The following is a 22,488-nucleotide window of genomic DNA, read 5'->3' as shown; positions in this document are numbered from 1 at the left end:
AGACAAAGAGACGGCCTCGGACGCGTCGCGACCGGGGCCGTTGCCTTATGCGGGGAACGCGGCGGGCAAAAGTATCGGGCGGCGAATCGGCCGCCCAAGTGGATTCGATCCGGTCGTTCCGTATCGCGGAACTCGTATCGAAGGATTCGTATCGAAGGATTCGTATCGTGGGATTCGTATTGCGGGTTCGTATCGAGCGGTTCGGCACGTAACTTCGGCCTGGCCGCTTGCCTACGACCGGATCGTCCGGCCCGCGCGCGGCGCCGGCCGCGAGGACCGCGTCGCTGACAGCGGGTTTCAGGCGCCCGCGTCGGCCAATTCGCGGCGCACTTGCCGGATCGCCTGCTCGGCCGCGCGCAGCGACTCGCGCCGGAGCGTTTCGCTGTCGCGCAGCGCCGGCCCCGCGGCGTGGGCGGCGGCCGCAGCCTCGCGGCTGAGCGCCTGAACATCCATCGTCTCGACGGCGCGCCGCGCCATATCCGCATACGCCTGCAGGCGCGCCCGGTCGGCTGCGCCGATGCGGCCATCGCGTTGCGCCTGGGCGGCGTCGCGATGCGTCTGCTGCGCGTCGCGCAGCGCCTGCTCGATGTCGCGCTGCTGCTGCGCCGAATCCAGCGCCCGCTGGCGCGCGTCGCGCGCGCGCTGCGCGGCGTCGCGGCGCGCCTGCTCGGCGTTGCTGCGCGCCTGCGCCGCGTCGCGCCGGGCCTGTTCGCCGTCGCGCTGGCGCTGGCCGGCCTCGAGCCGGGCACGCTCGCCATCGCGCCGCGCCTGTTCCGCATCGCGCAGCGCCTGGGCGCGGTCGCGCTGGGCCTGCGCGCGCACCAGCCCGGCCTCGCGCTGGGCCTGGTCGGCGTCGCGACGGGCCTGTTCGGCATCGCGCAACGCCTGCGCATGGCTGAGCTCGGCCTCGCGGCGCGCGCGTTCGCCCTCGGCGCGGGCGCGACGGCCTTCTTCCTGCGCCTGGCGGCCGGCTTGCTCGGCTTCGGCGCGGGCGCGATCCGCCTGCGCCCGCGCACGCCGGCCCTCTTCCCGGGCCTCGCGCCCGGCGCGCTCGGCCTCGATCCGGGCGCGCTCGCCTTCGGCGCGGGCGCGGCGCCCTTCTTCCTGCGCCTCGCGCCCGGCGCGCTCGGCCTCGCGCTCGGCCTCGCGCGCGGCGACCGCCGCGTCGCGCATGGCGCGTTCGGCCTCGCGCGTGGCCTTGGCCGCCTCGACCCCGGCCTGGGCCGCATCGCGCTGCATGCCGTCCAGACGCGCGCGGGTGGCGGCGTCGCGCACCGGTTCGTAGCGGCCGTCGTCGCGGACGCGGAAGTATTGGCCGTCCTTGATCGCCCAGGTCCGCATGTCGCCGTTGTTGATCTCGGTGATGCGCTGCTCGTTCTGCAGGGTCTTGCCGTCGCGGATGACGACCTTGGACGATTGGCTGCGCGAGGTGGTGCGCGCAGGCGCGGGTGCCGGCGCTGGCGCCGCGCCGCTCGCGGCCGCGGCGACCGGGGCAGCGCTCGCCGCCACCGCGGCCGGAGCGACGCCCGCCGCCGCGACGGCCGGGGATGCGGCGCTCGCGGCGACGGCGCCGACCGTCGCGGCCGCCGCGGCTTCGGCGGCGGCGGTGACCTTGTACGGCACCAATCCGAACGCGGCCACCGCGGCGATCAGCGCGGCGCCGCCCAGGCGCGCGGCGAATTTGCGCTCGGCCGGCGCGCGCGCGGCCAGGGTCTTGTTTTGCAGCATGGTCAGTCTCCGCTTGAGCACGGTGTAGGTGGGCGACGCGCCGGCCACGCCGGTCGCCGGACGCGGCGCCACGCCCAGGCGCAGCAACAGCCGGCCGTAGTCGTGGGCGGCGTAGCGGCGGCTGTCGAGCACGGCCGCGTCGCAGGCCTGCTCGCGGGCGATCGCGTATTCGCGCGCGATCACGTGGGCGAGCGGGTGGAAGAAGAACAGGTGGCGCGCCAGCGCCGGCACCCAGCCCCACCACAGGTCGCGGCGGCGCAGGTGGGCGAGTTCGTGGTGCAGGGCCATCGCCAGTTCGTCGTCGCTGAGTTCGGCCAGTTGCCGCTGCGGCAGCAGCACGGTCGCCGGCGGGCCGACCAGTTGCGGCGAATCGATCTGCGCCGACACCCGCAGCGGCGGCAGCCGGCGCAGGCCGAGGCTGGCGCCGAGCGCGCGATAGGCGCGCAGCGCCGGGCCGTGTTCGCATTCGTCGGCGCCGGCGACGCGGCGGCGCACCGCCAGATAGGCGCGCGCGCTGGCCGCGACCAGCACGATCACCCCGGCCAGCCACAACGCCGCGAACAGCGCCGGCCACGACAGCCACTGCAGCGCGTCGGCCGGCGCGGCGATCTGCGCCGGCGCCGCGGCCAGGTCGGCGCGCGTCACCAGATAAGGCATCTGCGCCGCCGGCGACAGCTGCGCGGCGGCCGGCGCGGCGGCGGCTTCGGCGGTGCGCTGCCAGTCCGCCGGCAGCAGCGGCAGCTCCAGCGGCGCCGGCCACAACGCGCCGACCAGCAACTGCAGCGCCGCGCACCACCACAGCCAGCAGCGCACCGCCGCGCTCGGCCGCAGCCAGCGCACCAGCAGCCAGATCGCCGCGACCATCAGCAGCGATTGAACCCCGGCCGCGAACAGCCGCGGCAACAACACTTCGCCGATCCAGTACAGGGTCATGTCAGTCCTCCTTGCGCCGCGCCTGCAGGTCGGCGACCAGGCTTTCCAGTTCGGCCAGTTCGGCGTCGCTGACCTGGGCGCGCTGCGACATCCACGCCACGAACGGCGACAGCGAGCCTTGCAGGGTGTTGGCGACGAAGCTGCCGACCGCCGAGCGCATCACGTCGTCAGCCGGAGTCTGGGTGGCGTAGCGGTACACGCCGCCGACCTTGCGCCGGCGCAGGTAGGCCTTGGCGCGCAGCCGCTCCATCATCGTCAGCACGGTCGAGCGGGCCAGCCCGCGCGCCTCGCCGAAGTCGGCCGCGACTTCGCCGACCGAGGCGTCGCCGCGCTCGGAGAGATAGTTCAGCAGCGCCAGTTCCTGGTCGCCGATCGACTTGCGCGCCATCGGGGATCGCCTCGTAGCTACAGTTGTAGTCAATGTGCCGTTGACTACAGTTGTCGTCAACGTGACTGAAGTCATGGGGCCGGGCCCGGCGCCGGGCGCTGCCCGACCCCGCCGCGGCGCCGGATCCGGCCGCCGGAGTTGTGATTCGCCGAAGTCGGTCAAGGTTTAAGGCCGCGCGCCGCGAGCGCTGTAATAGTGTTCGCGGCGATCGCCGTGACAGCATTCGCGCATGCACTCGCACAGCCATTCCCACGGTGGCCACGGCCACCACCACGGCCTGGAAAGCGGCACCCGCGCGTTCGCCGTGGTGACCCTGATCAACCTGGCCTACACCGCGCTGGAAGCCGGCTACGGTTTCTGGACCAATTCGCTGGCGCTGCTGTCGGACGCGCTGCACAACCTCGGCGACGTGGTCGGCCTGGGCCTGGCCTGGGGCGCGGCGGTGCTGGCCAAGCGCCTGCCGACCGACCGCCACACCTACGGCTGGCGCCGCGCGACGCTGCTCTCGCCGCTGGCCAATGCGCTGCTGCTGGTCGGCTTCTCCGGCGCGCTGGGCTGGGAGGCGATCCGCCGCTTCGGCGCGCCGCCGCAGATCCCGGCGCTGCCGGTGATCGTGGTCGCCGCGCTCGGCATCGCGGTCAACCTCGGCGCGGCGTGGCTGGTGCGCGACGGCCACGAGCACGATCTCAACCGCCGCGGCGCGTTCCTGCACCTGATGGCCGACGCGGCGGTGTCGCTGGCGGCGGTGCTGGCCGGCGCCGGCATGTGGCTGACCGGCTGGGTCTGGCTGGACCCGGCGATCGCGCTGCTGATCGGCGTGGTGGTCGCGGTGGGCGCGTTCGGCCTGCTGCGCGAGGCCTTCAACGCGGCGATGGACGCGGTGCCGGCGAACATCGACCGCGGCCAGGTCGAAGCGCTGCTGCGCGCGCAGCCCGGCGTACGCGCGGTCCACCACCTGCACATCTGGTCGCTGGGCGCGGGCGAGATCGCGATGACCGCGCACATCGTGCGTCCCGACGACCGCGACCACGACGCCTTCATCGACACGCTCAACCGCGAGCTCGACCGCCGCTTCGGCATCAACCACCCGACCCTGCAGGTCGAGCACGGCGGCGCCTGCGAACACGACCGCCACGACCGCGCGCCGCACGGCGGGCATGGCGCGGCCGTGCGGCATGGGCATGGGCATGGGCATGACCACGACCACCACGATCACGATCACGACGATCACGGCCACCACGACCACGATCATCGCGATCACGCCGGGCACGCCCACGCCCACCGCGAAAGCGAGCCGGCCACCGCCCACGCATGCGATTCGCACACGCGCGAAACGCAGGCCCGCGCCGCCGCCGATGCGCACGAACGCGAGCGCGAGCGCCACGACCACCCGCGCCAGCACGACCACGCCCCGCACCGCTGAGCCCTCGATGCTGCACTGCAGCGCGACCGCCCCGAGCGCCGCGACCGCCCCCGCGGCCCGCGCCGGCGCGCGCAAAACCCCGCGCACGGGCGTTTGAAACCCGACGCCGGCAGCGCTTTCCCGCTCGCGCCGCTCGCCGTCCCGCGCCCCCGCGATGCAGCGCCCGGGCGCTGTTTTGGCCGCTTCCGGCGCCGTTCCGGGCCCCTGCCGCGGCCCGCCGCCGCCCCCGGCGCCGGCCGACGTGGTCCGCAAAACCGGCCCCAGCCCATATAATCCCGCGATTACCGCTACAGGATCGGAGCCGGCGATGCTCAACGACATCAAGAAAGACGCACAGAACCGCATGGCCAAGAGCGTGGAAGCCTTCCGCCACGATCTGACCAAGGTCCGCACCGGCCGCGCCTCGACCGCGCTGGTGGACCACCTGAAGGTCAACTACCACGGTTCGGAGATGCCGTTGAACCAGGTCGCCAGCGTCCAGGTCAGCGACGCGCGCACCCTGACCATCACCCCGTGGGAGAAGCAGATCGTCGGCGCGGTCGAAAAGGCCATCCTCGCCTCCGACCTGGGCCTGACCCCGAACACCGCCGGCACCGTGATCCGCATCAACCTGCCGGCGCTGACCGAGGAGCGCCGCAAGGAGCTGACCAAGGTCGTGCACAGCGAGAGCGAGAACGCCAAGGTCGCCGTCCGCAACATCCGCCGCGACGCCAACCACCAGGCCAAGGAACTGCTCAAGGACAAGAAGGTCACCGAGGACGAGCTGCGCGGCTTCGAAGGCGACATCCAGAAGATCACCGACAGCGCGATCAAGGACGTCGACGGCGTGGTCAAGGCCAAGGAACAGGAGCTGATGGCGGTCTGACCGCCGCGCGGCGGTCCGGCACTGAACTTCCGCGCCGCGCGCGGGTCCAGTTCCGGTTCGCCGCAGTTCACGCGCCGCGCGCGGCGCGCGCCCTCCCGTTCCGCCGCGCCGCCGCGCTTGTCCCGTCCTTCCGCCTGAGGTTCCCGTCATCGGCGCCATGCCTTCCGAGCCCGCCAACGCCGCGCCCGCACGCATCCCGCGCCATCTCGCCGTGATCATGGACGGCAACGGCCGCTGGGCCGAACGCCGCCGGCGGCCGCGCATCATCGGCCACCGCGCCGGCGCGCGCGCGGTCAACGTCTGCATCGATTTCTGCATCGAGCGCGGCGTCCAGGCGCTGACCCTGTTCGCCTTCTCCAGCGAGAACTGGGGCCGGCCCGAGGACGAGGTCGGCGGCCTGATGAAGCTGTTCCTCAACGCGCTGGAGCGCGAGGTCGAGGAGCTCGACCGGCGCGGCGTGCGCGTGCGCTTCATCGGCGAGCGCGAGCGCTTTTCCGACAAGATCCGCGAACGCATGGCCGCGGCCGAGCGCCAGACCGAGCGCAACGGCGCGCTGCACCTGACCATCGCCGCCAGCTACGGCGGCCGCTGGGACATCGCCCAGGCCGCGCGCTCGCTGGCCCAGGACGTGGCCGCCGGGCGGCTGGCGCCGCAGGACATCGACGAGCGCCTGCTCGGCGCGCGGGTGTGCCTGGCCGACCTGCCGCCGCCGGACCTGTTCATCCGCACCGGCGGCGACACCCGCATCAGCAACTTCCTGCTGTGGCAGCTGGCCTATACCGAATTGTGGTTCACCGAAGCCCTGTGGCCCGAGCTCGACGCGGCCATGCTGCAGCGCGCGCTGGACGAATACGCCGGGCGCGAGCGCCGTTTCGGCCTGACCGGGGCGCAGATCGCGGCCCAGACCAACGAGACCGTTGAATGACCAAAACCCGCCTGATTGCCGCGCTGGTCATGGCCCCTGTGGCGATCGCCGCGATCCTGCTGCTGCCGACCCCGTGGCTGATCGCGGCGGCCGCGGTGGTGTTCCTGGCCGGGCTGTGGGAGTGGTTCGACCTGGCCGAGATCGAGGACACCCTCTCGCGCACCGTGCTGCTGGTGGTGCACATGGCGCTGATGGTGGCGCTGGTGTGGGCCTCGCGCGGCGGCGGCGCCGGCGATCCGGCCCAGCCGCCGTCGATGGTGCTGTTCAAGATCGCCTCGCTGGTCGGGGTGATCTGGTGGCTGCTGGCCCTGCTGTGGCTGCAGCGCTTCAACTTCGCCAGCGACCACCGCACCTACGCGCGCATGTTCAAGCTGGCCGCGGCCGCGCTGAGCGTGATCCCGGCCTGGTGCGCGCTGACCTGGATCCACGCCGAAGGCGGCAACGGCCACTGGTGGCTGCTGACCGCGCTGGCGGTGGTGTGGGCGGCCGACTCGGGCGCGTATTTCGCCGGGCGCAAGTTCGGCATGCTCAAGCTGGCCCCGCGGGTCAGCCCGAACAAGACCGTCGAAGGCCTGATCGGCGGCGCCGTGGCCGGCGTCGCGGTCGGCGTCGGCCTGTCGCTGCTGGCCGGCGCGACCGCCGCGCAGCTGCCGTGGGTGGCGCTGGTGTCGCTGGTCGCGGTGCTGTTCTCGGTGGTCGGCGACCTGTTCGAGAGCCTGCTCAAGCGCCATGTCGGGGTCAAGGATTCCGGCCACCTGATTCCGGGCCACGGCGGCGTGCTCGACCGCATCGACGGCGTGCTCGCCGCGCTGCCGGCGTTCGCGCTGGGCAAGGCGATCTTCGGGTTCTGAGCCGATGACGCTGCCCCCGCGCAAGGTCGCCGTGCTTGGCGCCACCGGTTCCATCGGCGCCTCGGCGCTGGACGTGATCGCCCGCCATCCGCAGGCGCTGCGCGCCACCGTGCTCGCCGCCGGCGGCAAGGTCGAGGCGCTGCTGGCGCTGTGCGAGCGCCATCGCCCCGAACATGCGGTGATCGCCGATCCGGCCGGTTTCGAGCCGCTGCGCGACGGCCTGCGCGCGCGCGGCCTGGCCGTCCAGGCCCATTGCGGCGACCAGGCCCTGGTCGAGCTGGCCGGCTCGGACGCCTGCGACACCGTGGTCGCGGCCATCGTCGGCGCCGCCGGGCTGGATTCGACCCTGGCCGCGGCCCGCGCCGGCAAGCGCCTGCTGCTCGCCAACAAGGAATCGCTGGTGCTGGCCGGCGAACTGCTGATGCGCGCCGCGCACGAGGCCGGCGCGACCATCGTGCCGATCGACAGCGAGCACAACGCGATCTTCCAGTGCCTGCCCGACGCCCACGCCCACGCCGGGCTCAAGCGCATCCTGCTGACCGCCTCGGGCGGGCCGTTCCGCGGGCGTACACGTTCGGACCTGGGCGAAGTCACCCCCGAGCAGGCCGTCGCCCACCCGAAGTGGTCGATGGGGCCGAAGATCTCGGTCGACTCGGCCACGCTGATGAACAAGGGCCTGGAGGTGATCGAGGCCCACCACCTGTTCGGCCGCCCGGGCCTGCCCATCGAGGTGCTGGTGCACCCGCAGAGCCTGGTCCATTCGCTGGTCGAATTCGTCGACGGCTCGACCCTGGCCCAGCTCGGCCTGCCGGACATGCGCACCTCGCTGGCGGTCGGCTTCGGTTGGCCTCAGCGGATCGAATCGGGCGTGTCCGGGCTGGACCTGCTGGCCCACGGCAAGCTCGAATTCGAGCGCCCCGACCTGGACGCCTTCCCGTGCCTGCGCCTGGCCTTCCAGGCCCTGGCCGCCGGCGGCACCGCACCGGCCACGCTCAACGCCGCCAACGAAGTGGCGGTTTCAGCCTTTCTTCAGCGCCGTGTGGGTTTCCTAGCGATACCCGCGCTGGTCGAGGACACCCTCGCCGCGCTCCCGCCCACCCCGGCCAGCTCGCTGGCGGCGCTGCGCGAGGCCGATGCCCAGGCCCGCCGCCACGCCGAGCAGGCGATCGGCCACGCTGCCCGAACCTTGCGAGCCTGACGCGGCCATGAGCGAAATCCTGGGCTCCCTGTGGTGGCTGATCATCAGCATCGGCCTGCTGGTGACCTTCCACGAGTTCGGCCATTTCTGGGTCGCCCGCCGCTGCGGGGTCAAGGTGCTGCGCTTCTCCATCGGCTTCGGCAAGCCGCTGTGGATGCGGGTCGGCAAGGACGGCACCGAATACGCGATCGGCCGCATCCCGCTCGGCGGCTACGTCAAGATGCTCGACGAGCGCGAGTACGAGATCGGCGAGGCGCTCAAGCCGCATGCCTTCAACCGCAAGCCGGTGTGGCAGCGCATCGCGATCGTGTTCGCCGGCCCGGCCGCCAACCTGATCCTGTGCGTGGCCTTCCTGTGGGGCATGTTCGTGATCGGCCGGCCGGATTTCGCCCCGGTGGTCGGCTCCAGCGCCGGCATCGCCGCCGAGGCCGGGCTGCGCCGCGGCGACACCGTCGAGGCCATCGGCGAGCGCGCCACGCCGACCTGGAGCGAGGTGCAGATGGCGCTGATCCCGCACGCGCTCGACCGCGAGGACGTCGCGGTCAAGGTGCGCGCGCAGAACGGCAGCCAGCAGACCCGCACCCTGCGCCTGTCCCAGCTGCCGGCCGGCTTCGACGAGCGCCGCGTGGTCCAGGTGATCGGCCTGGGCGGGCGCCACGAGCTGATCCCGGCCCTGGTCGGCCGGGTCGAACCCGACAGCGCCGCCTGGCGCGTGCTGGCCGAGGGCGACCGCATCACCGCCCTGGACGGCGACCCCATCGCCAGCTGGAACGACCTGCCGGCGGCGGTCGCCAAGCTCGGCGAGCGCGGCGGCAAGGCGATGATCGAGGTGCTGCGCAACGGCGACCGCCTGGCACTGGAAATCCAGCCGCGGCAGATGAAGCGCGACGACGGCGAGACGTTCTGGGGCCTCGGCGTGGCCGTCGCCGCCCCGACGCCGCCGCAGCGCGACGCGGTGCTGCGCTACGACCCGGTCGCGGCCGTGCCGGCCGCCTTCCGCGAAGGCTGGCACCAGGCCGGCGAGCTGTTCGCGATGATCGGCCGCGCCTTCACCGGCCGGGTCTCGCTGCAGAACACCGTGGCCGGCCCGGTCACCATCGGCCGCGCCGCCAACGCCTACGCCAGCAACGGCCCGGCCTGGTACCTGCAACTGCTGGCGATGCTGTCGCTGAGCCTGGGCATCCTGAATCTGCTGCCGATCCCGATCTTGGACGGCGGACACCTGCTGTATTACCTTATCGAGCTTGTCAAAGGCAGCCCAGTCAGCGAACGCGTGATGGCGGCCGGGCATTTCGTCGGCCTGGCGCTGATCGCGAGCCTGATGGGCCTGGCCTTCTACAACGACATCTTGAACAACCTGGTGCGCTGAATGCCGGCCTGACGCTCGCTCCAACGCTATCGCCCCGACCCACCAGCCGCTTCAGCCCCCTGCCCGCGCCGCTGCGCTGCAGACCAGACCCCCAACGGACGTAATGATGACGCGAACCCCTAATCGCCGCCTGCTGGCCCTCGCCCTTGCCACGGCAATGACCTCGGCCCCGGCGATTCCCGCGATGGCGCAGTCCGCCGATCCGTTCGCGCTGGGAGGCGGCGCCAAGACCCCGGCGCCGGGCTCGTTCACCGTCAGCGACATCCGCATCGACGGCCTGCAGCGCATTTCCGCCGGTACGGTGTTCACCTACCTGCCGGTCGAGCGCGGCGACACCATGGACAGCGCCAAGGCCGGCGACGCGATCCGCGCGCTGTACAAGACCGGCTTCTTCGAGGACGTGCAGCTCGACCGCCAGGGCAGCATCCTGGTGGTCACCGTGACCGAGCGTCCGGCGATCAACAAGCTGACCCTGACCGGCAACAAGGACATCAAGTCCGACGACCTGCTCAAGGGCCTGAAGGAGATCGGCCTCGCCGAAGGCGAGACCTTCGACCGCCTGGCCCTGGACAAGGTCACCCAGGATCTCGCGCGCCAGTACAACAACCGCGGCAAGTACAACGTCGAGATCACCCCGACCGTGTCGCGCCTGGACCGCAACCGCGTCGACATCACGATCAACGTCAAGGAAGGCAAGGCGGCGAAGATCCGCCACATCAACCTGATCGGCAACGACAAGTTCGAGCAGAAGGACATCCTCAACGCCTGGGAATCGCGCGAGCACAACTGGCTGAGCTGGTACCGCCGCGACGACCAGTACTCGCGCGAGAAGCTGTCCGGCGACCTGGAAAAGCTCAACTCCTTCTACCTCGACCGCGGCTACGTCGACTTCAGCATCGACTCGACCCAGGTCGCGATCAGCCCGAACCGGCAGGACATGTTCCTCACCGCCGGCATCAGCGAGGGCGACCAGTACAAGATCGCCAGCGTGCAGGTCACCGGCGACACCGTGCTGCCGAAGGAAGACATCGAGAAGCTGGTCATCGTCAAGCCCGAGCAGATCTTCTCGCGGCGCCTGCTGGAGATCAGCTCCGACGCGATCACCGCGACCCTGGGCAACGTCGGCTACGCCTTCGCCCAGGTCAATCCGATCCCGGACATCAACCGCGAGAACAAGACCGTCGGCATCAACATGCAGGTGGTGCCGGGCCCGCGCGTCAACGTGCGCCGGATCGTGTTCAAGGGCAACACCCGCACCGGCGACGAGGTCCTGCGCCGCGAGATGCGCCAGTTCGAAGGCACCTGGTACTCGCAGGCGGCGATCGACCGCTCCAAGATCCGCCTGCAGGGCCTGGGCTACTTCGAGACCGTGGACGTGGAAAGCAAGCCCGTGCCGGGCAGCAGCGACCAGGTCGACGTGGTCTACAACCTCAAGGAAACCACTTCGGGCAGCTTCGTGTTCGGCCTGGGCTACTCGCAGCTCGGCAAGCTGACCACGCAGATCCAGCTTTCGCAGAACAACTTCCTCGGCAGCGGCAACCGCGTGTCGGTGCAGGCGCAGCGCAGCTACTACCAGGAGCGCTTCGACTTCTCCTACACCAACCCCTACTTCACCGACGACGGCGTCTCGCTGGGCTACAACCTGTCCTGGCGCAAGCTCGACTACTCCGACTTCAACACCGCGCAGTACTCGACCACCAACGGCACCGCGCAGGTCGTGCTCGGCATTCCGCTGACCGAGACCGACTCGATCACCGGCCTGGTCGGCATCGACAGCAACGAGATCATCGCCGGCGAGGGCTACACCCCGCGCAGCATCGTCGACTACCTCGACGCGCTCGGCCACCGCACCTTCCACGCCTGGCGCGCGCAGGTGGGCTGGGGCCGCAACAGCCTCAACCACGCGCTGACCCCGACCGCGGGCACCCAGCAGCGCCTGTGGCTGGAAGCGACCCTGCCTGGCTCGACCGCCGAGTACTACAAGCTCAACTACAGCTTCTCCAAGTTCTGGCCGCTGTCGCGCCACCTGGTGCTCAACACCCGCGCCGAGGTCGGCTACGGCGACAGCTACGGCAAGGACGTCAGCCGCGTCATCGACCGCGACGGCCCGACCGGCCCGCTGCCGCCGGAGACGATCACCGCCACCGGCCTGCCGTTCTTCGAGAACTTCTACGCCGGCGGCGTGCGCTCGGTGCGCGGCTTCACCGACAACACCCTCGGCCCGCGCGAGGCGGCGACCAACGGCAGCTACGCGCAGCCGCTGGGCGGCGCGTTCAAGACCACCGGCTCGCTGGAAATGTATTTCCCGACCCTGCTCGACACCCCGGCCGCGCGCGTCTCGGCGTTCGTGGACTTCGGCAACGTGTACAAGGACTACGACGCCTTCGACGCGGGCGAGCTGCGCGCCTCGGCCGGCATCGCGCTGATGTGGCGTTCGCCGATGGGCCCGATCTCGATCAGCTACGCGTTCCCGTTCAAGAAGCAGGACGACGTGCTCGACGTCAACGGCAAGCCCACCGGCCGCGGCGACGAACTCGAGCGCCTGCAGTTCACCTTCGGCGGCACGTTCTGAGCGCGGCCGCGCGGCCGCACGCATCCGTGGACAGCCCAGGCCACACCGCCCGCGAACTGGCCGAGCGTTTCGCGCTCGGCCTGCACGGCGACGGCGAGGCGCGCGTGAGCGGCGTCGGCACCCTGGCCAAGGCCGGGCCGGCGCAGTTGGCGTTCCTGGCCAACCCCAAATACCGCTCGCAACTCGACGCCAGCGCCGCCGGCGTGGTGGTGATGCGCGAGCAGGACGCCGCCGGCTACGCCGGCACCGCGCTGATCGCGCGCGATCCCTACTCGGCCTTCGCCAAGATTTCCGCCTTGTTCGAGCCCCGCCCCGAGCGGCCGCCGGGCATCCATGCGTCCGCCGCGATCGATCCCTCCGCCGAGGTCTCGCCGGCGGCGCACGTCGGCGCGTTCGTCAGCATCGGCGCGCGCAGCCGCGTCGAAGCCGGCGCCACGATCGGACCGGGCTGCGTGATCGGCGAGGACTGCACGGTCGGCGAAGGCTGCGAGTTGGTCGCGCGGGTGACCCTGGTGACCCGGGTGCGCCTGGGCCAACGCGTGCTGATCCATCCCGGCGCGGTGCTCGGCGCCGACGGCTTCGGCCTGGCGATGGAAGCCGGCCGCTGGCTCAAGGTGCCGCAGCTCGGCGGGGTCCGCATCGGCGACGACTGCGAGATCGGCGCCAACACCTGCATCGACCGCGGCGCCATCGAGGACACCGTGCTCGAGGAAGACGTGCGCCTCGACAACCAGATCCAGATCGGCCACAACGTCCACATCGGCGCGCACAGCGCCATGGCCGGCTGTTCGGCCGCGGCCGGCAGCGCCAAGATCGGCCGCTACTGCCTGATCGGCGGCGGCGCCGGCGTGCTCGGCCACCTGGAAGTCTGCGACAAGGTCACCGTCACCGCGATGAGCCTGGTCACCAGCTCGATCCGCGAGCCGGGCGAGTACTCCTCCGGCACCCCGCTGATGGACAACCGCAGCTGGCGCAAGAACGCCGCGCGCTTCAAGCAGCTCGACGCGATCGCCCGGCGCACCCGCGGCAGCGGCAGCGGCAGCGGCGACGACGGGGCCTGAGCCGCGCGCGGCGCGCGCCCGCATACGATGCCGCTTCCATACGGTGCCGCCACACCCGCCGCGGAAACTGCGGGACAATGACGGAACCGCGTCACACCACAAGGGCCGCCAGGCGCGGCGGCCGCGAGCACAGGACGTGCGTCAAAGGACGAAAGACAAGATGAGCCAGACCCTGCAACTCCCGCTCGACGTGCCGGCGATCCAGCAACTGCTGCCGCACCGCTACCCGTTCCTGCTGATCGACCGCGTGCTGGAACTGGAACCCAACAAGCGCGTGCTCGCCATCAAGGGCGTGAGCTGCAACGAGCCCTTCTTCAACGGCCACTTCCCCGGCAACCCGGTCATGCCCGGCGTGCTGGTGATCGAGGCGCTGGCCCAGGCCGGCGGCCTGCTGACCCAGGTCACCCACGGCGGCGTCGCCGCCGGCCGCTCGTTCTACCTGGTCAAGGTCGACAAGGCCAAGTTCTCGCGCATGGTCGTGCCCGGCGACCGCCTGGAACTGGAAGTCACGCTCAAGCGCATGATCCGCAACATGGCCCTGTTCGACGGCGTCGCCCGCGTCGACGGCAACGTGGTGGCCTGCGCCGAGATCATGTGCGCCGAGGCCAAGGAATAATCCGATGAGCGCCGCCATCCACCCCACCGCCTTCGTCGACCCCGCCGCGAAGCTCGGCGACGGCGTCGTGGTCGGCGCGTTCTGCTACATCGGCGCGGACGTCGAGGTCGGCGCCGGCACCGCGTTCGGTCCGCACTGCGTGGTCCAGGGGCCGACCCGGATCGGCCGCGACAACCGCTTCCACGCCCAGTGCGCGATCGGCGGCGACCCGCAGGACAAGAAGTTCGCCGGCGAGCGCACCGAGCTGGTCATCGGCGACGGCAACAGCTTCCGCGAGTTCGTCACCGTCAACCGCGGCACCGGCAGCGGCGGCGGCGTCACCCGCATCGGCGACCGCAACTGGCTGCTGGCCTACACCCACATCGCCCACGACTGCCAGGTCGGCAACGATTGCGTGTTCTCCAACAACTCCACGCTCGCCGGCCACGTGGTGGTGGAAGACCACGTGATCATGAGCGGCTTCGCCGGCATCCATCAGTTCTGCCGGGTCGGCGCGCACGCCTTCATCGGCATGGGCGCGCTGGTCAACGGCGACGTGGCGCCGTTCCTGATGGTCGCCCAGGACGGCTACGGCCGCCCGCGCGGGATCAACGCCGAAGGCCTCAAGCGCCGCGGCTTCGGGCCCGAGCGCATCGCCGCGATCAAGCGCGCCTACCGCGCGGTGTTCATGTCAGGCGCTTCGCTCGAAGACGCGCGCGCCAAGCTCGAAGCGCTCGCCGCCGACAGCGCCGACGTGCGCGCGTTGCTGGATTTCATCGGCAACGGCGAGCGGCCGCTGCTGCGCTGAGGCTACGGTGACCGCGACGGTCCAGCGCCTGCGCATCGGCCGGACCGTCTTCGCCTATGCCGCCGACGGCGCCGAACACCGCGCCGAAGCCGCCGAGATCTTCATCGACGAGCGCCCGCTCGCGCACTGGCTGGGCATCGCCCGCGACCTCGGCAACGCCGACACCGACCTGGACACCCGCGCTCCGCCGGCGCTGGCCGAACGCGGCCGCGCCGCGTTCCTGGGGCTGCAGCCGGCGCACAACCCGTTCGGCTCGGGCCGGCTGGTGCTGTACCGCTGCCACTGCGGCAGCGACTACTGCGGGACGATTTCCTGCCTCCTGGACCTTGACGACGATCACGTCGTTTGGCGGCAAGTGACCCGCGAGGACGATAATGGCCCCATGCCCGGGGCCGATCCGGGCGAGAATGCGGGCTCGTCCTGGCTCCCGCCCGGCGCGCCGCTGCGGTTCGTGTTCGACCGCCGCCAGTACCGACGGGAACTGGAACGCCACTTCCAACAGCGCCCCGACTGACGGCGCCACGTCCAAGAGCGCCCCATCCCCCGATGAACGCCCCTGCGCCCGCCCCCATCGCCGCCGCCATCGACCAGATCTTCCCCGCCGCGCCCCCGCCGCCGCCGCGTTTCGCCCTGATCGCCGGCGAGGCTTCCGGCGACCTGCTCGGCGCCGGGCTGATCGAGGAACTGCGCCGGCGCCATCCCGGCGCCGAGTTCGTCGGCATCGGCGGCGAGCAGATGCGCGCGGCCGGCATGGACACCTGGTTCGACGCCGGCGAACTGGCGGTGATGGGCCTGTCGGAAGTGCTCAAGCACCTGCCACGGCTGCTGCGCCTGCGCCGCGACGTGCGCCAGCGCATCCTCGATTGGAAGCCCGACGCCTTCATCGGCATCGACGCGCCCGACTTCAATCTCGGCGTGGAGCGCTGGCTCAAGCAGCGCGGCGTGCGCACCGTGCACTACGTCAGCCCGTCGGTGTGGGCGTGGCGGCGCAAGCGCGCGCAGAAGATCGGACGCAGCGCCGACCGGGTGCTGTGCCTGTTCCCGATGGAACCGCCGATCTACGCCGAATACGGCGTGGACGCGCGCTTCGTCGGCCATCCGCTGGCCGACGAGATGCCGATCCATCCCGACCGCGACGGCGCGCGCATGACCCTGGGCCTGGACGACGAGGCGCCGATCCTGGCGATGCTGCCGGGTTCGCGGGTCGGCGAGATCGAGACCCTGGCGGCGGACTTCATCGCCGCCGCGGCGGTGCTGCTGGCGGCCGAACCGCGCCTGGGCATCGTCGCGCCGATGGCCAGCGCGCGCGCGCGCGGCGCGTTCGAGCGCATCCTCGACGCCCATCCCGACGGCGCGCGGGTGCGCCGCGCGCTGCGCATCGTCGACCGCGGCGCGCGCACGGTGATGGTCGCCAGCGACGCGGTGCTGCTGGCCTCGGGCACCGCCACCCTGGAGGCGATGCTGGCCAAGCGGCCGATGGTGGTGGCCTACAAGGTCTCGCCGCTGACCTACGCCCTGGTCAAGCGCCTGGGCATGCTCAAGGTCGACCATTACGCCCTGCCCAACGTGCTCGCCGGCGAACCGGTCGTGCCCGAGCTGATGCAGCACGACTGCACCCCGGAGAATCTCGCCGGCGCGGTCCTGCGCTGGCTGCGCGACCCCGCCGCCGGCGCCGCGCTGCTGCCCAAGTTCCAGCGCATCCACCTGGAGCTCAAGCGCGACGCCTCCGCGCGCGCGGCCGACGCGATCGTCGAGCTGATCGGCGAGAGCGCCGGGGCGACGGCGTGAGCCCGCGTCTGCGTCTGGATTAGACTTTTGAGTAGTGAGCGTGGAGGAGTGAGGAGCGAGCGAAAGCGCGACGCTCTGCTTTTGCTCGCTCCTCACTCCTCCACGCTCACTCCTCGCTCTCCATTCCTCACTGAAACCCGCCGCCCGTGACCGCCCCCACCACCGCCCGCCGCTCCCGCCTCATCGCCGGCGTCGACGAAGCCGGCCGCGGCCCGCTGGCCGGGCCGGTCGCGGTGGCCGCGGTGATCCTCAACCCGCGCCGCCGCATCGACGGCCTGGACGATTCCAAGAAGCTCAGCGAACGCAAGCGCGACGCGCTGTTCCCGCTGATCCAGGAACGCGCGCTGGCGTGGCGGATCGAGTTCGTCGAGGTCGAGGAGATCGACCGCATCAACATCTTCCAGGCGACCATGGCCGGCATGCGCCGCGCGCTGCTGGCGCTTGCGCCGCAGGCCGAGCTGGCGCGGGTGGACGGCAACCACCTGCCGCGCGACCTGCCCTGCCGCGGCGAGGCGCTGGTCGGCGGCGACGCGCTCGAACCGGCGATCATGGCCGCCTCGATCCTGGCCAAGGTCGCGCGCGACCGGTGGATGGCGCAGCTGCACCAGGATTGGCCGCAGTACGGCTTCGACCGCCACAAGGGCTATTCCACCGCCGCGCACCTGGCGGCGCTGCGCGCGCACGGCCCGTGCCCGCAGCATCGGCGCAGCTTCGCGCCGGTGCGGATCGAGACCGAGCAGCGTTCGCTGTTCTGAGGCGGCGATGGCCGGGCTCCGGGCCCGAAGCCCGGGCGGTTGTGGGAGGGCCTTCAGGCCCGATGCTCTGGTTTCAGATCGCCGCGGCTTGGAACAAAGGCATCGGGCCTGAAGGCCCTCCCACTACAACCGCCTGAACGCCCAGGCGTGCCACAGGTCACAGCGACTTCAGACCCTCGCGCGCAGACTCGCGGCAGGCGCATCGTTGGCCATCCTCCCAACGCACCGGTCCGCGTCGTTCCCCGGCCCACGACGCGAACCTCCCCGCCCCCGAATCGGCCGGACGCGAGGTGTTCCATGCGCATGCCTCACCCCACCCCGACCGCCGAACCGCTGCCGTTCGAACGCGCGCCGCCGCACCACCTGCAGCCCTACGAGCCGGCCATGGCCCTGCGTCCGGCGGCGATCGCCGCCTTCGATGCGCTGCTGCACGAACTCCACCCCGATGCCGCCCGGGTCGACGCCGACCGCCTGCAGCGGCTGGCCGCATGGCTGGCCGCGCTGGCGCCGGAGCAGGCCCGGCATGTGGTCGACGAGCGCCTGCGCTGCCTGCAGGAGCTGCGCACGATGGCCGCCGACCCGGCCTGGAACTGCGAGCCGGCGCTGCGCCGGCGGCTGGAGCGCCTGTTCGCCTATGTCGACCAGGACGAGGACCTGATTCCCGACCGGGTGCCGCTGCTGGGCCTGCTCGACGACGTGCTGCTGGTGGAACTGGCGTGGCCGGCGTTCGCCGCCGAAGCCGAGGACTACCGCGACTTCTGCGCCTACCGGCGGCTGGAGCATCCCTCCGGCGACGCCGAAGCGCAGCGCGCGGCCTGGGCGCGCGACCGGCTCGCCGAACTGGCGCTGCTGCAGCACCACGCCCGGGTCAGCGACAGCCACTACGCCAACGGACGCACGCCCGAGCCGGTGTTCCGGATCGCGTGAACGCAAGGCGCGGCCCGCCACCGCGCTCCTGCACCGGCTCCCTGTAGGAGCGGCGCAAGCCGCGACCGCGGGGCGACCGATTGCGTCGCGACCGCGGCTCGAGCGTTCGCGGCTCGCGAGGTTGCCGCGCAACCAGCGATCGGGCGGTGCTCTGCGTAAGCGATGGCGTCGCCGCCGACGCGACCGGCCGCCCCGCGGTCGCGGCTTGCGCCGCTCCTACAGTCGCCGGGTCCGGCATCCGCGCGCCCAACCGCGCGCCGCACGATTCCCAATCCGGTGAGATCGGCCGCGCGCCGGCGATCGCGCCGTGTCAAGCCTTGCCCCACGGCGCCGGGCTGATACCCTGCAATCCGGCACTTTCCCCGCCGTGCCGACTGCCGTCCCGGGCTCCCGCCGCCAAGGCGCGCGATGCCCGGCACGAGCTGCCCCCGGCACGGCCGCAGAACCGGTACGCATGTCCGCTCCTTTCGTTCATCTCCACCTGCACAGCGAATACTCGCTGGCCGACTCGACCCTCCGCATCGGCGAGCTGGTCAAGCGTTGCGTCGCCCTCGGCCAGCCGGCCGTGGCCCTGACCGACCTCGACAACATCTTCGCCGCGGTCAAGTTCTACAAATCCTGCGAAGGCGCCGGCATCAAGCCGATCATCGGCGCCGACGTACAACTGGCCGACGGCAACGAAGCCGCCACCCGCCTGACCCTGCTGTGCCGCGACCGCGGCGGCTACCTGAGCCTGTCGCGCCTGCTCAGCCGCGCGTGGATGGAAGGCCACCGCACCGAAGGCGTGGTGCTGCGCCCGGAATGGCTGCGCGAGGACAACGACGGCCTGTTCGCGCTGGCCGGCCGCGCCAGCCTGGCCGGGCGCCTGGCCGCGAGCAACCGCGAAGAACTCGCCCACGCCTGGCTGGTCGATTGGCAGGGCGTGTTCGGCGACCGCCTGCACCTGGAACTGACCCGCACCCAGCGCGACGGCGAGGACGCGTTCAACGCCTTCGCACTGCATGCCGCGAGCAAGCGCGGCCTGCCGGTGGTGGCCAGCAACGACGCGCGCTTCCTCGACCGCGACGGCTTCGAAGCGCACGAGGCGCGCGTGTGCATCGCCTCCGGCCGCGTGCTCGACGACCCCAAGCGCCCGCGCGACTACAGCGAGGAGCAATACCTCAAGACCGGCGAGGAAATGGCCGCGCTGTTCGCCGACGCGCCCGACGCGATCGACAACGCCCTGGCCCTGGCCACGCGCTGCAACGTCGAGCTCAAGCTCGGCGAGTACGCGCTGCCGGCGTTTCCCACGCCCAGCGACCACACCATCGAATCGTGGCTGCGCAGCCAGTCGCGCGAAGGCCTGGCCAAGCGCCTGGAGAAGAATCCGCTCGCGCCCGGCAAGACCCGCGAGGACTACGACCAGCGCCTGGAAATCGAGCTGGACGTCATCATCAAGATGGGCTTCCCCGGCTACTTCCTGATCGTCGCGGACTTCATCAACTGGGCCAAGGACCACGAAATCCCGGTCGGCCCGGGCCGCGGCTCCGGCGCCGGCTCGCTGGTGGCCTGGGCGCTCGGCATCACCGACCTGGACCCGCTGCCGTACGACCTGCTGTTCGAGCGATTCCTCAATCCCGAACGCGTGTCGATGCCCGACTTCGACATCGACTTCTGCATGGACCGCCGCGACGAGGTCATCGACTACGTCGCGCGCAAGTACGGCCGCGACCGCGTCTCGCAGATCATCACCTACGGCACCATGGCGGCGAAGGCGGTGGTGCGCGACGCCGGCCGCGTGCTCGGCCATCCGTACGGCTTCGTCGACGGCATCGCCAAGCTGATCCCGATGACGTTGGGCATCTCGCTCGACGATGCGCTGGGCGAATCGGAAGCGGCGGCGAAGAATCCGGAGCTGGCCTCGGCCGACCTGATCCAGCGCTACCGCAACGAAGACGACGTGCGCGACCTGCTCGACCTGGCGCGCAGCCTGGAAGACCTGACCCGCAACGCCGGCAAGCACGCCGGCGGCGTGGTCATCGCGCCGAGCCCGTTGTCGGACTTCTGCCCGCTGTTCGCCGAACACGACGGCGAAGGCCGCGGCCGCAACCCGGTGACCCAGTTCGACAAGGACGACGTCGAAGCGGTCGGCCTGGTCAAGTTCGACTTCCTCGGCCTGCGCACGCTGACGATCATCGATTGGGCGGTGCGCGCGATCAACAAGCGGTTGGCGAAGGAGCATGCTGCCGCGGGACCGGGGACCGGGGACCGGGGACCCGGCAACAGCAACAGCAACGGCGCGGATGCCGCTTCCGGGTCTCCGGTCCCCGGTCCCCGGTCCCCCGCACCGACGCTGGACATCACCGCCCTTCCCCTCGACGACAAGGAAACCTACGAACTGTTCGCGCGCGGCGACACCGTCGCGGTGTTCCAGTTCGAATCGCGCGGCATGCGCGAGCTGCTCAAGCGCGCCAAGCCCGACACCTTCGAAGACATCATCGCGCTGGCCGCGTTGTTCCGTCCCGGTCCGCTGGGTTCGGGGATGGACAAGGACTGGGTCGACCGCAAGCACGGCAACGCCGAGGTCACCTATCCGCACGACTCGCTGGAACCGGTGCTGGCGCCGACCTACGGCGTCATCGTCTACCAGGAACAGGTGATGCAGATCGCCCAGGTCCTGGCCGGCTACACCCTCGGCGGCGCCGACATGCTGCGCCGCGCGATGGGCAAGAAGAAGCCGGAGGAAATGGCCAAGGAGCGCGCCAAGTTCGAAGCCGGCTGCGCCGAGCGCAACATCCCGGCCAAGCAGGCCAGCCCGATCTTCGACCTGATGGAGAAGTTCGCCGAGTACGGCTTCAACAAGTCGCACTCGGCCGCGTACGCGCTGGTCGCGTACCAGACCGGCTGGCTCAAGCGCCATTACGGCGCCGAATTCATGGCCGCGACCTGCTCGTCGGACATGGACAACACCGACAAGGTGGTCAACTTCCTCGACGAAGCGCGGGTGATGGGCATCACCGTGCTGCCGCCGCACGTCAACGAATCGGAGTACATGTTCGAGGCGATCGACGCCAACACCATCCGCTACGGCATCGGCGCGGTGAAGGGCGTCGGCCGCGGCGTGTGCGAGTCGATCGTGGAAGCGCGCCGCGCCGGTCCGTTCGTCGACCTGCTCGACTTCTGCAAGCGCGTGGACAGCGGCAAGCTCAACCGCCGCGCGCTGGAAGCGCTGACCCACGCCGGCGCGCTCGACGGCCTGGGCAAGAACCGCGCGAGCCTGATGCTGCAGCTGCCCGAGGTGCTCAAGGCCACCGACCAGATGGCCAAGGAGCGCGCGGCCGGCCAGGTCTCGCTGTTCGGCGGCTTCGAAGCCGCCGCGCCGGCGCTGCACCTGGACCTCAGCGAAACCAACGAATGGCCGCTGGCGCAGATCCTGCACGGCGAGCGCGAAACGCTCGGCCATTACCTCAGCGGCCATCCGTTCGATCCGTACCGCGAGGAAGTGCGCGCGCTGGTCGGCACCGACCTCGGCGAGCTCGAAGGCATCTGGGAAAAACGCCCGGAAAGCGCGCGCAGCGGCTGGCGCCCGGAGCTGGAAGTGATCGTCGCCGGGCAAGTGGTCGGCCTGCGCAAGAAGGGCGACAGCCAGATGTTCGTGCAGATCGAGGACGGCCGCGGCCGCCTGGAGTGCGCGTTCTTCTCCGAGACCTACAGCGAGTTCGCCGCGATGCTCGCGCGCGACCGTCTGCTGGTGATCCAGGGCGGCCTGCGCGAGGACGCCTTCAGCGGCGGCTTCGCCCTGCGCGCGGCGCGCTGCTGGGACTACAACGCGGTCTGCGGCAAGCACGCCCAGCGCTTGGCCCTGCGCCTGGACCTGCGCGTGCCCGGCACCTGGCAGCGGGTCGACGCGCTGCTGGCCAAGCAACGCCCCGGCCCGACCCCGATCCGCCTGGACCTGCTGCGCGACGGCGCCGCCGGCATGCTCGATCTCAACGGCCCGCAATCGGTGCGCATCGACGCCGAACTGGCCGGCCTGCTGCGCGCCCAGCCGGGCGTCAAGGCGGTCAAGGTGACGCTGTCCAAGCCGTGGGCGCGGGAGTGAGGGCAGGAGCGAGCGGAGAGGAGTGAGGAGTGAGCGAAAGCGGCGAGCTCGCTCCTTCTCCACCGCTTCCCAGCCCCGCACTCGCCTCGCCGGCCGCACCGCCGAAGCCACGGACGAGCGAACCGCCAGCACAAGCTGCGACCCCGCTCACTCCTCACTTCTCCCCGCTCACTTCTCACTTTTCCGTACCCGCCCCATGCCTATCGGTACGGTCCGGCCGG

General features: G+C 71.4%; 18 protein-coding genes. 16 read left to right on the top strand and 2 right to left on the bottom strand.

Going from position 1 to position 22,488, the window contains the following annotated elements:
• Nucleotides 1–297 precede the first annotated feature (297 nt).
• Nucleotides 298–2,661, bottom strand: coding sequence for a M56 family metallopeptidase (locus tag JHW41_RS08945; RefSeq protein ID WP_250449673.1), 2,364 nt, complete (start codon nucleotides 2,659–2,661; stop codon nucleotides 298–300).
• Nucleotide 2,662: 1 nt separating this feature from the next.
• Nucleotides 2,663–3,049: a BlaI/MecI/CopY family transcriptional regulator gene (locus JHW41_RS08940; RefSeq protein ID WP_078998049.1), complete on the bottom strand. Its 387-nt coding sequence runs from the start codon at nucleotides 3,047–3,049 to the stop codon at nucleotides 2,663–2,665.
• 229 nt (nucleotides 3,050–3,278) lie between these two features.
• Between JHW41_RS08940 and JHW41_RS08935 the strand changes: the two genes are divergently transcribed.
• The 16 genes from JHW41_RS08935 (at nucleotide 3,279) to dnaE (ending at nucleotide 22,267) form a co-directional block, all read left to right on the top strand.
• A complete protein-coding gene (locus tag JHW41_RS08935; RefSeq protein ID WP_250449672.1) occupies nucleotides 3,279–4,472 on the top strand; it encodes a cation diffusion facilitator family transporter in 1,194 nt (397 codons plus the stop codon).
• A 307-nt stretch (nucleotides 4,473–4,779) separates the two neighbouring features.
• A complete protein-coding gene (gene frr / locus JHW41_RS08930) occupies nucleotides 4,780–5,337 on the top strand; it encodes a ribosome recycling factor (RefSeq protein WP_057948248.1) in 558 nt (185 codons plus the stop codon).
• A 157-nt stretch (nucleotides 5,338–5,494) separates the two neighbouring features.
• Nucleotides 5,495–6,262, top strand: coding sequence for a polyprenyl diphosphate synthase (gene uppS, locus JHW41_RS08925; protein ID WP_057948249.1), 768 nt, complete (start codon nucleotides 5,495–5,497; stop codon nucleotides 6,260–6,262).
• A complete protein-coding gene (locus tag JHW41_RS08920) occupies nucleotides 6,259–7,113 on the top strand; it encodes a phosphatidate cytidylyltransferase (RefSeq protein ID WP_078998050.1) in 855 nt (284 codons plus the stop codon). Before uppS ends, JHW41_RS08920 begins: the two co-directional genes overlap by 4 nt.
• Before the next feature lie 4 nt (nucleotides 7,114–7,117).
• Nucleotides 7,118–8,311, top strand: a complete 1,194-nt coding sequence (locus tag JHW41_RS08915; protein ID WP_123647536.1) for a 1-deoxy-D-xylulose-5-phosphate reductoisomerase — start codon at nucleotides 7,118–7,120, stop codon at nucleotides 8,309–8,311.
• Between the two features lie 7 nt (nucleotides 8,312–8,318).
• Entirely contained in the window at nucleotides 8,319–9,680 is a 1,362-nt protein-coding gene (gene rseP / locus JHW41_RS08910) for an RIP metalloprotease RseP (RefSeq protein WP_250449671.1), read from the top strand.
• Nucleotides 9,681–9,786: 106 nt separating this feature from the next.
• Nucleotides 9,787–12,252, top strand: coding sequence for an outer membrane protein assembly factor BamA (bamA, locus tag JHW41_RS08905; protein ID WP_250449670.1), 2,466 nt, complete (start codon nucleotides 9,787–9,789; stop codon nucleotides 12,250–12,252).
• Nucleotides 12,253–12,278: 26 nt separating this feature from the next.
• A complete protein-coding gene (lpxD, locus tag JHW41_RS08900) occupies nucleotides 12,279–13,313 on the top strand; it encodes a UDP-3-O-(3-hydroxymyristoyl)glucosamine N-acyltransferase (protein ID WP_250449669.1) in 1,035 nt (344 codons plus the stop codon).
• Nucleotides 13,314–13,473: 160 nt separating this feature from the next.
• Nucleotides 13,474–13,929, top strand: coding sequence for a 3-hydroxyacyl-ACP dehydratase FabZ (gene fabZ / locus JHW41_RS08895; RefSeq protein WP_057948254.1), 456 nt, complete (start codon nucleotides 13,474–13,476; stop codon nucleotides 13,927–13,929).
• 4 nt (nucleotides 13,930–13,933) lie between these two features.
• Nucleotides 13,934–14,716 carry an acyl-ACP--UDP-N-acetylglucosamine O-acyltransferase gene (lpxA, locus tag JHW41_RS08890; RefSeq protein WP_057948255.1) on the top strand — a complete coding sequence of 261 codons (783 nt, stop codon included), beginning with the start codon at nucleotides 13,934–13,936 and terminating at the stop codon, nucleotides 14,714–14,716.
• A gap of 7 nt (nucleotides 14,717–14,723) precedes the next feature.
• Complete coding sequence (locus tag JHW41_RS08885; RefSeq protein WP_250449668.1) at nucleotides 14,724–15,230, top strand: hypothetical protein; 507 nt, start codon at nucleotides 14,724–14,726, stop codon at nucleotides 15,228–15,230.
• 32 nt (nucleotides 15,231–15,262) lie between these two features.
• Nucleotides 15,263–16,504 (top strand): lipid-A-disaccharide synthase, encoded by a 1,242-nt coding sequence (lpxB, locus tag JHW41_RS08880; protein WP_250449667.1) that lies wholly within the window; start codon nucleotides 15,263–15,265, stop codon nucleotides 16,502–16,504.
• Nucleotides 16,505–16,650: 146 nt separating this feature from the next.
• On the top strand, nucleotides 16,651–17,259 hold the full coding sequence (gene rnhB / locus JHW41_RS08875) for a ribonuclease HII (RefSeq protein ID WP_250449666.1): 609 nt from the start codon (nucleotides 16,651–16,653) through the stop codon (nucleotides 17,257–17,259).
• 62 nt (nucleotides 17,260–17,321) lie between these two features.
• Entirely contained in the window at nucleotides 17,322–17,396 is a 75-nt protein-coding gene (locus JHW41_RS26700; protein ID WP_428995525.1) for a DUF6053 domain-containing protein, read from the top strand.
• Nucleotides 17,397–17,556: 160 nt separating this feature from the next.
• A complete protein-coding gene (locus JHW41_RS08870; protein WP_250449665.1) occupies nucleotides 17,557–18,186 on the top strand; it encodes a hypothetical protein in 630 nt (209 codons plus the stop codon).
• A 454-nt stretch (nucleotides 18,187–18,640) separates the two neighbouring features.
• Nucleotides 18,641–22,267: a DNA polymerase III subunit alpha gene (dnaE, locus tag JHW41_RS08865; protein WP_250449664.1), complete on the top strand. Its 3,627-nt coding sequence runs from the start codon at nucleotides 18,641–18,643 to the stop codon at nucleotides 22,265–22,267.
• Nucleotides 22,268–22,488 lie beyond the last annotated feature (221 nt).

The organism is Lysobacter enzymogenes (assembly GCF_023617245.1).
Lineage (GTDB): Bacteria > Pseudomonadota > Gammaproteobacteria > Xanthomonadales > Xanthomonadaceae > Lysobacter > Lysobacter yananisis.
This window is presented reverse-complemented; position numbering and strand designations above follow the sequence as displayed.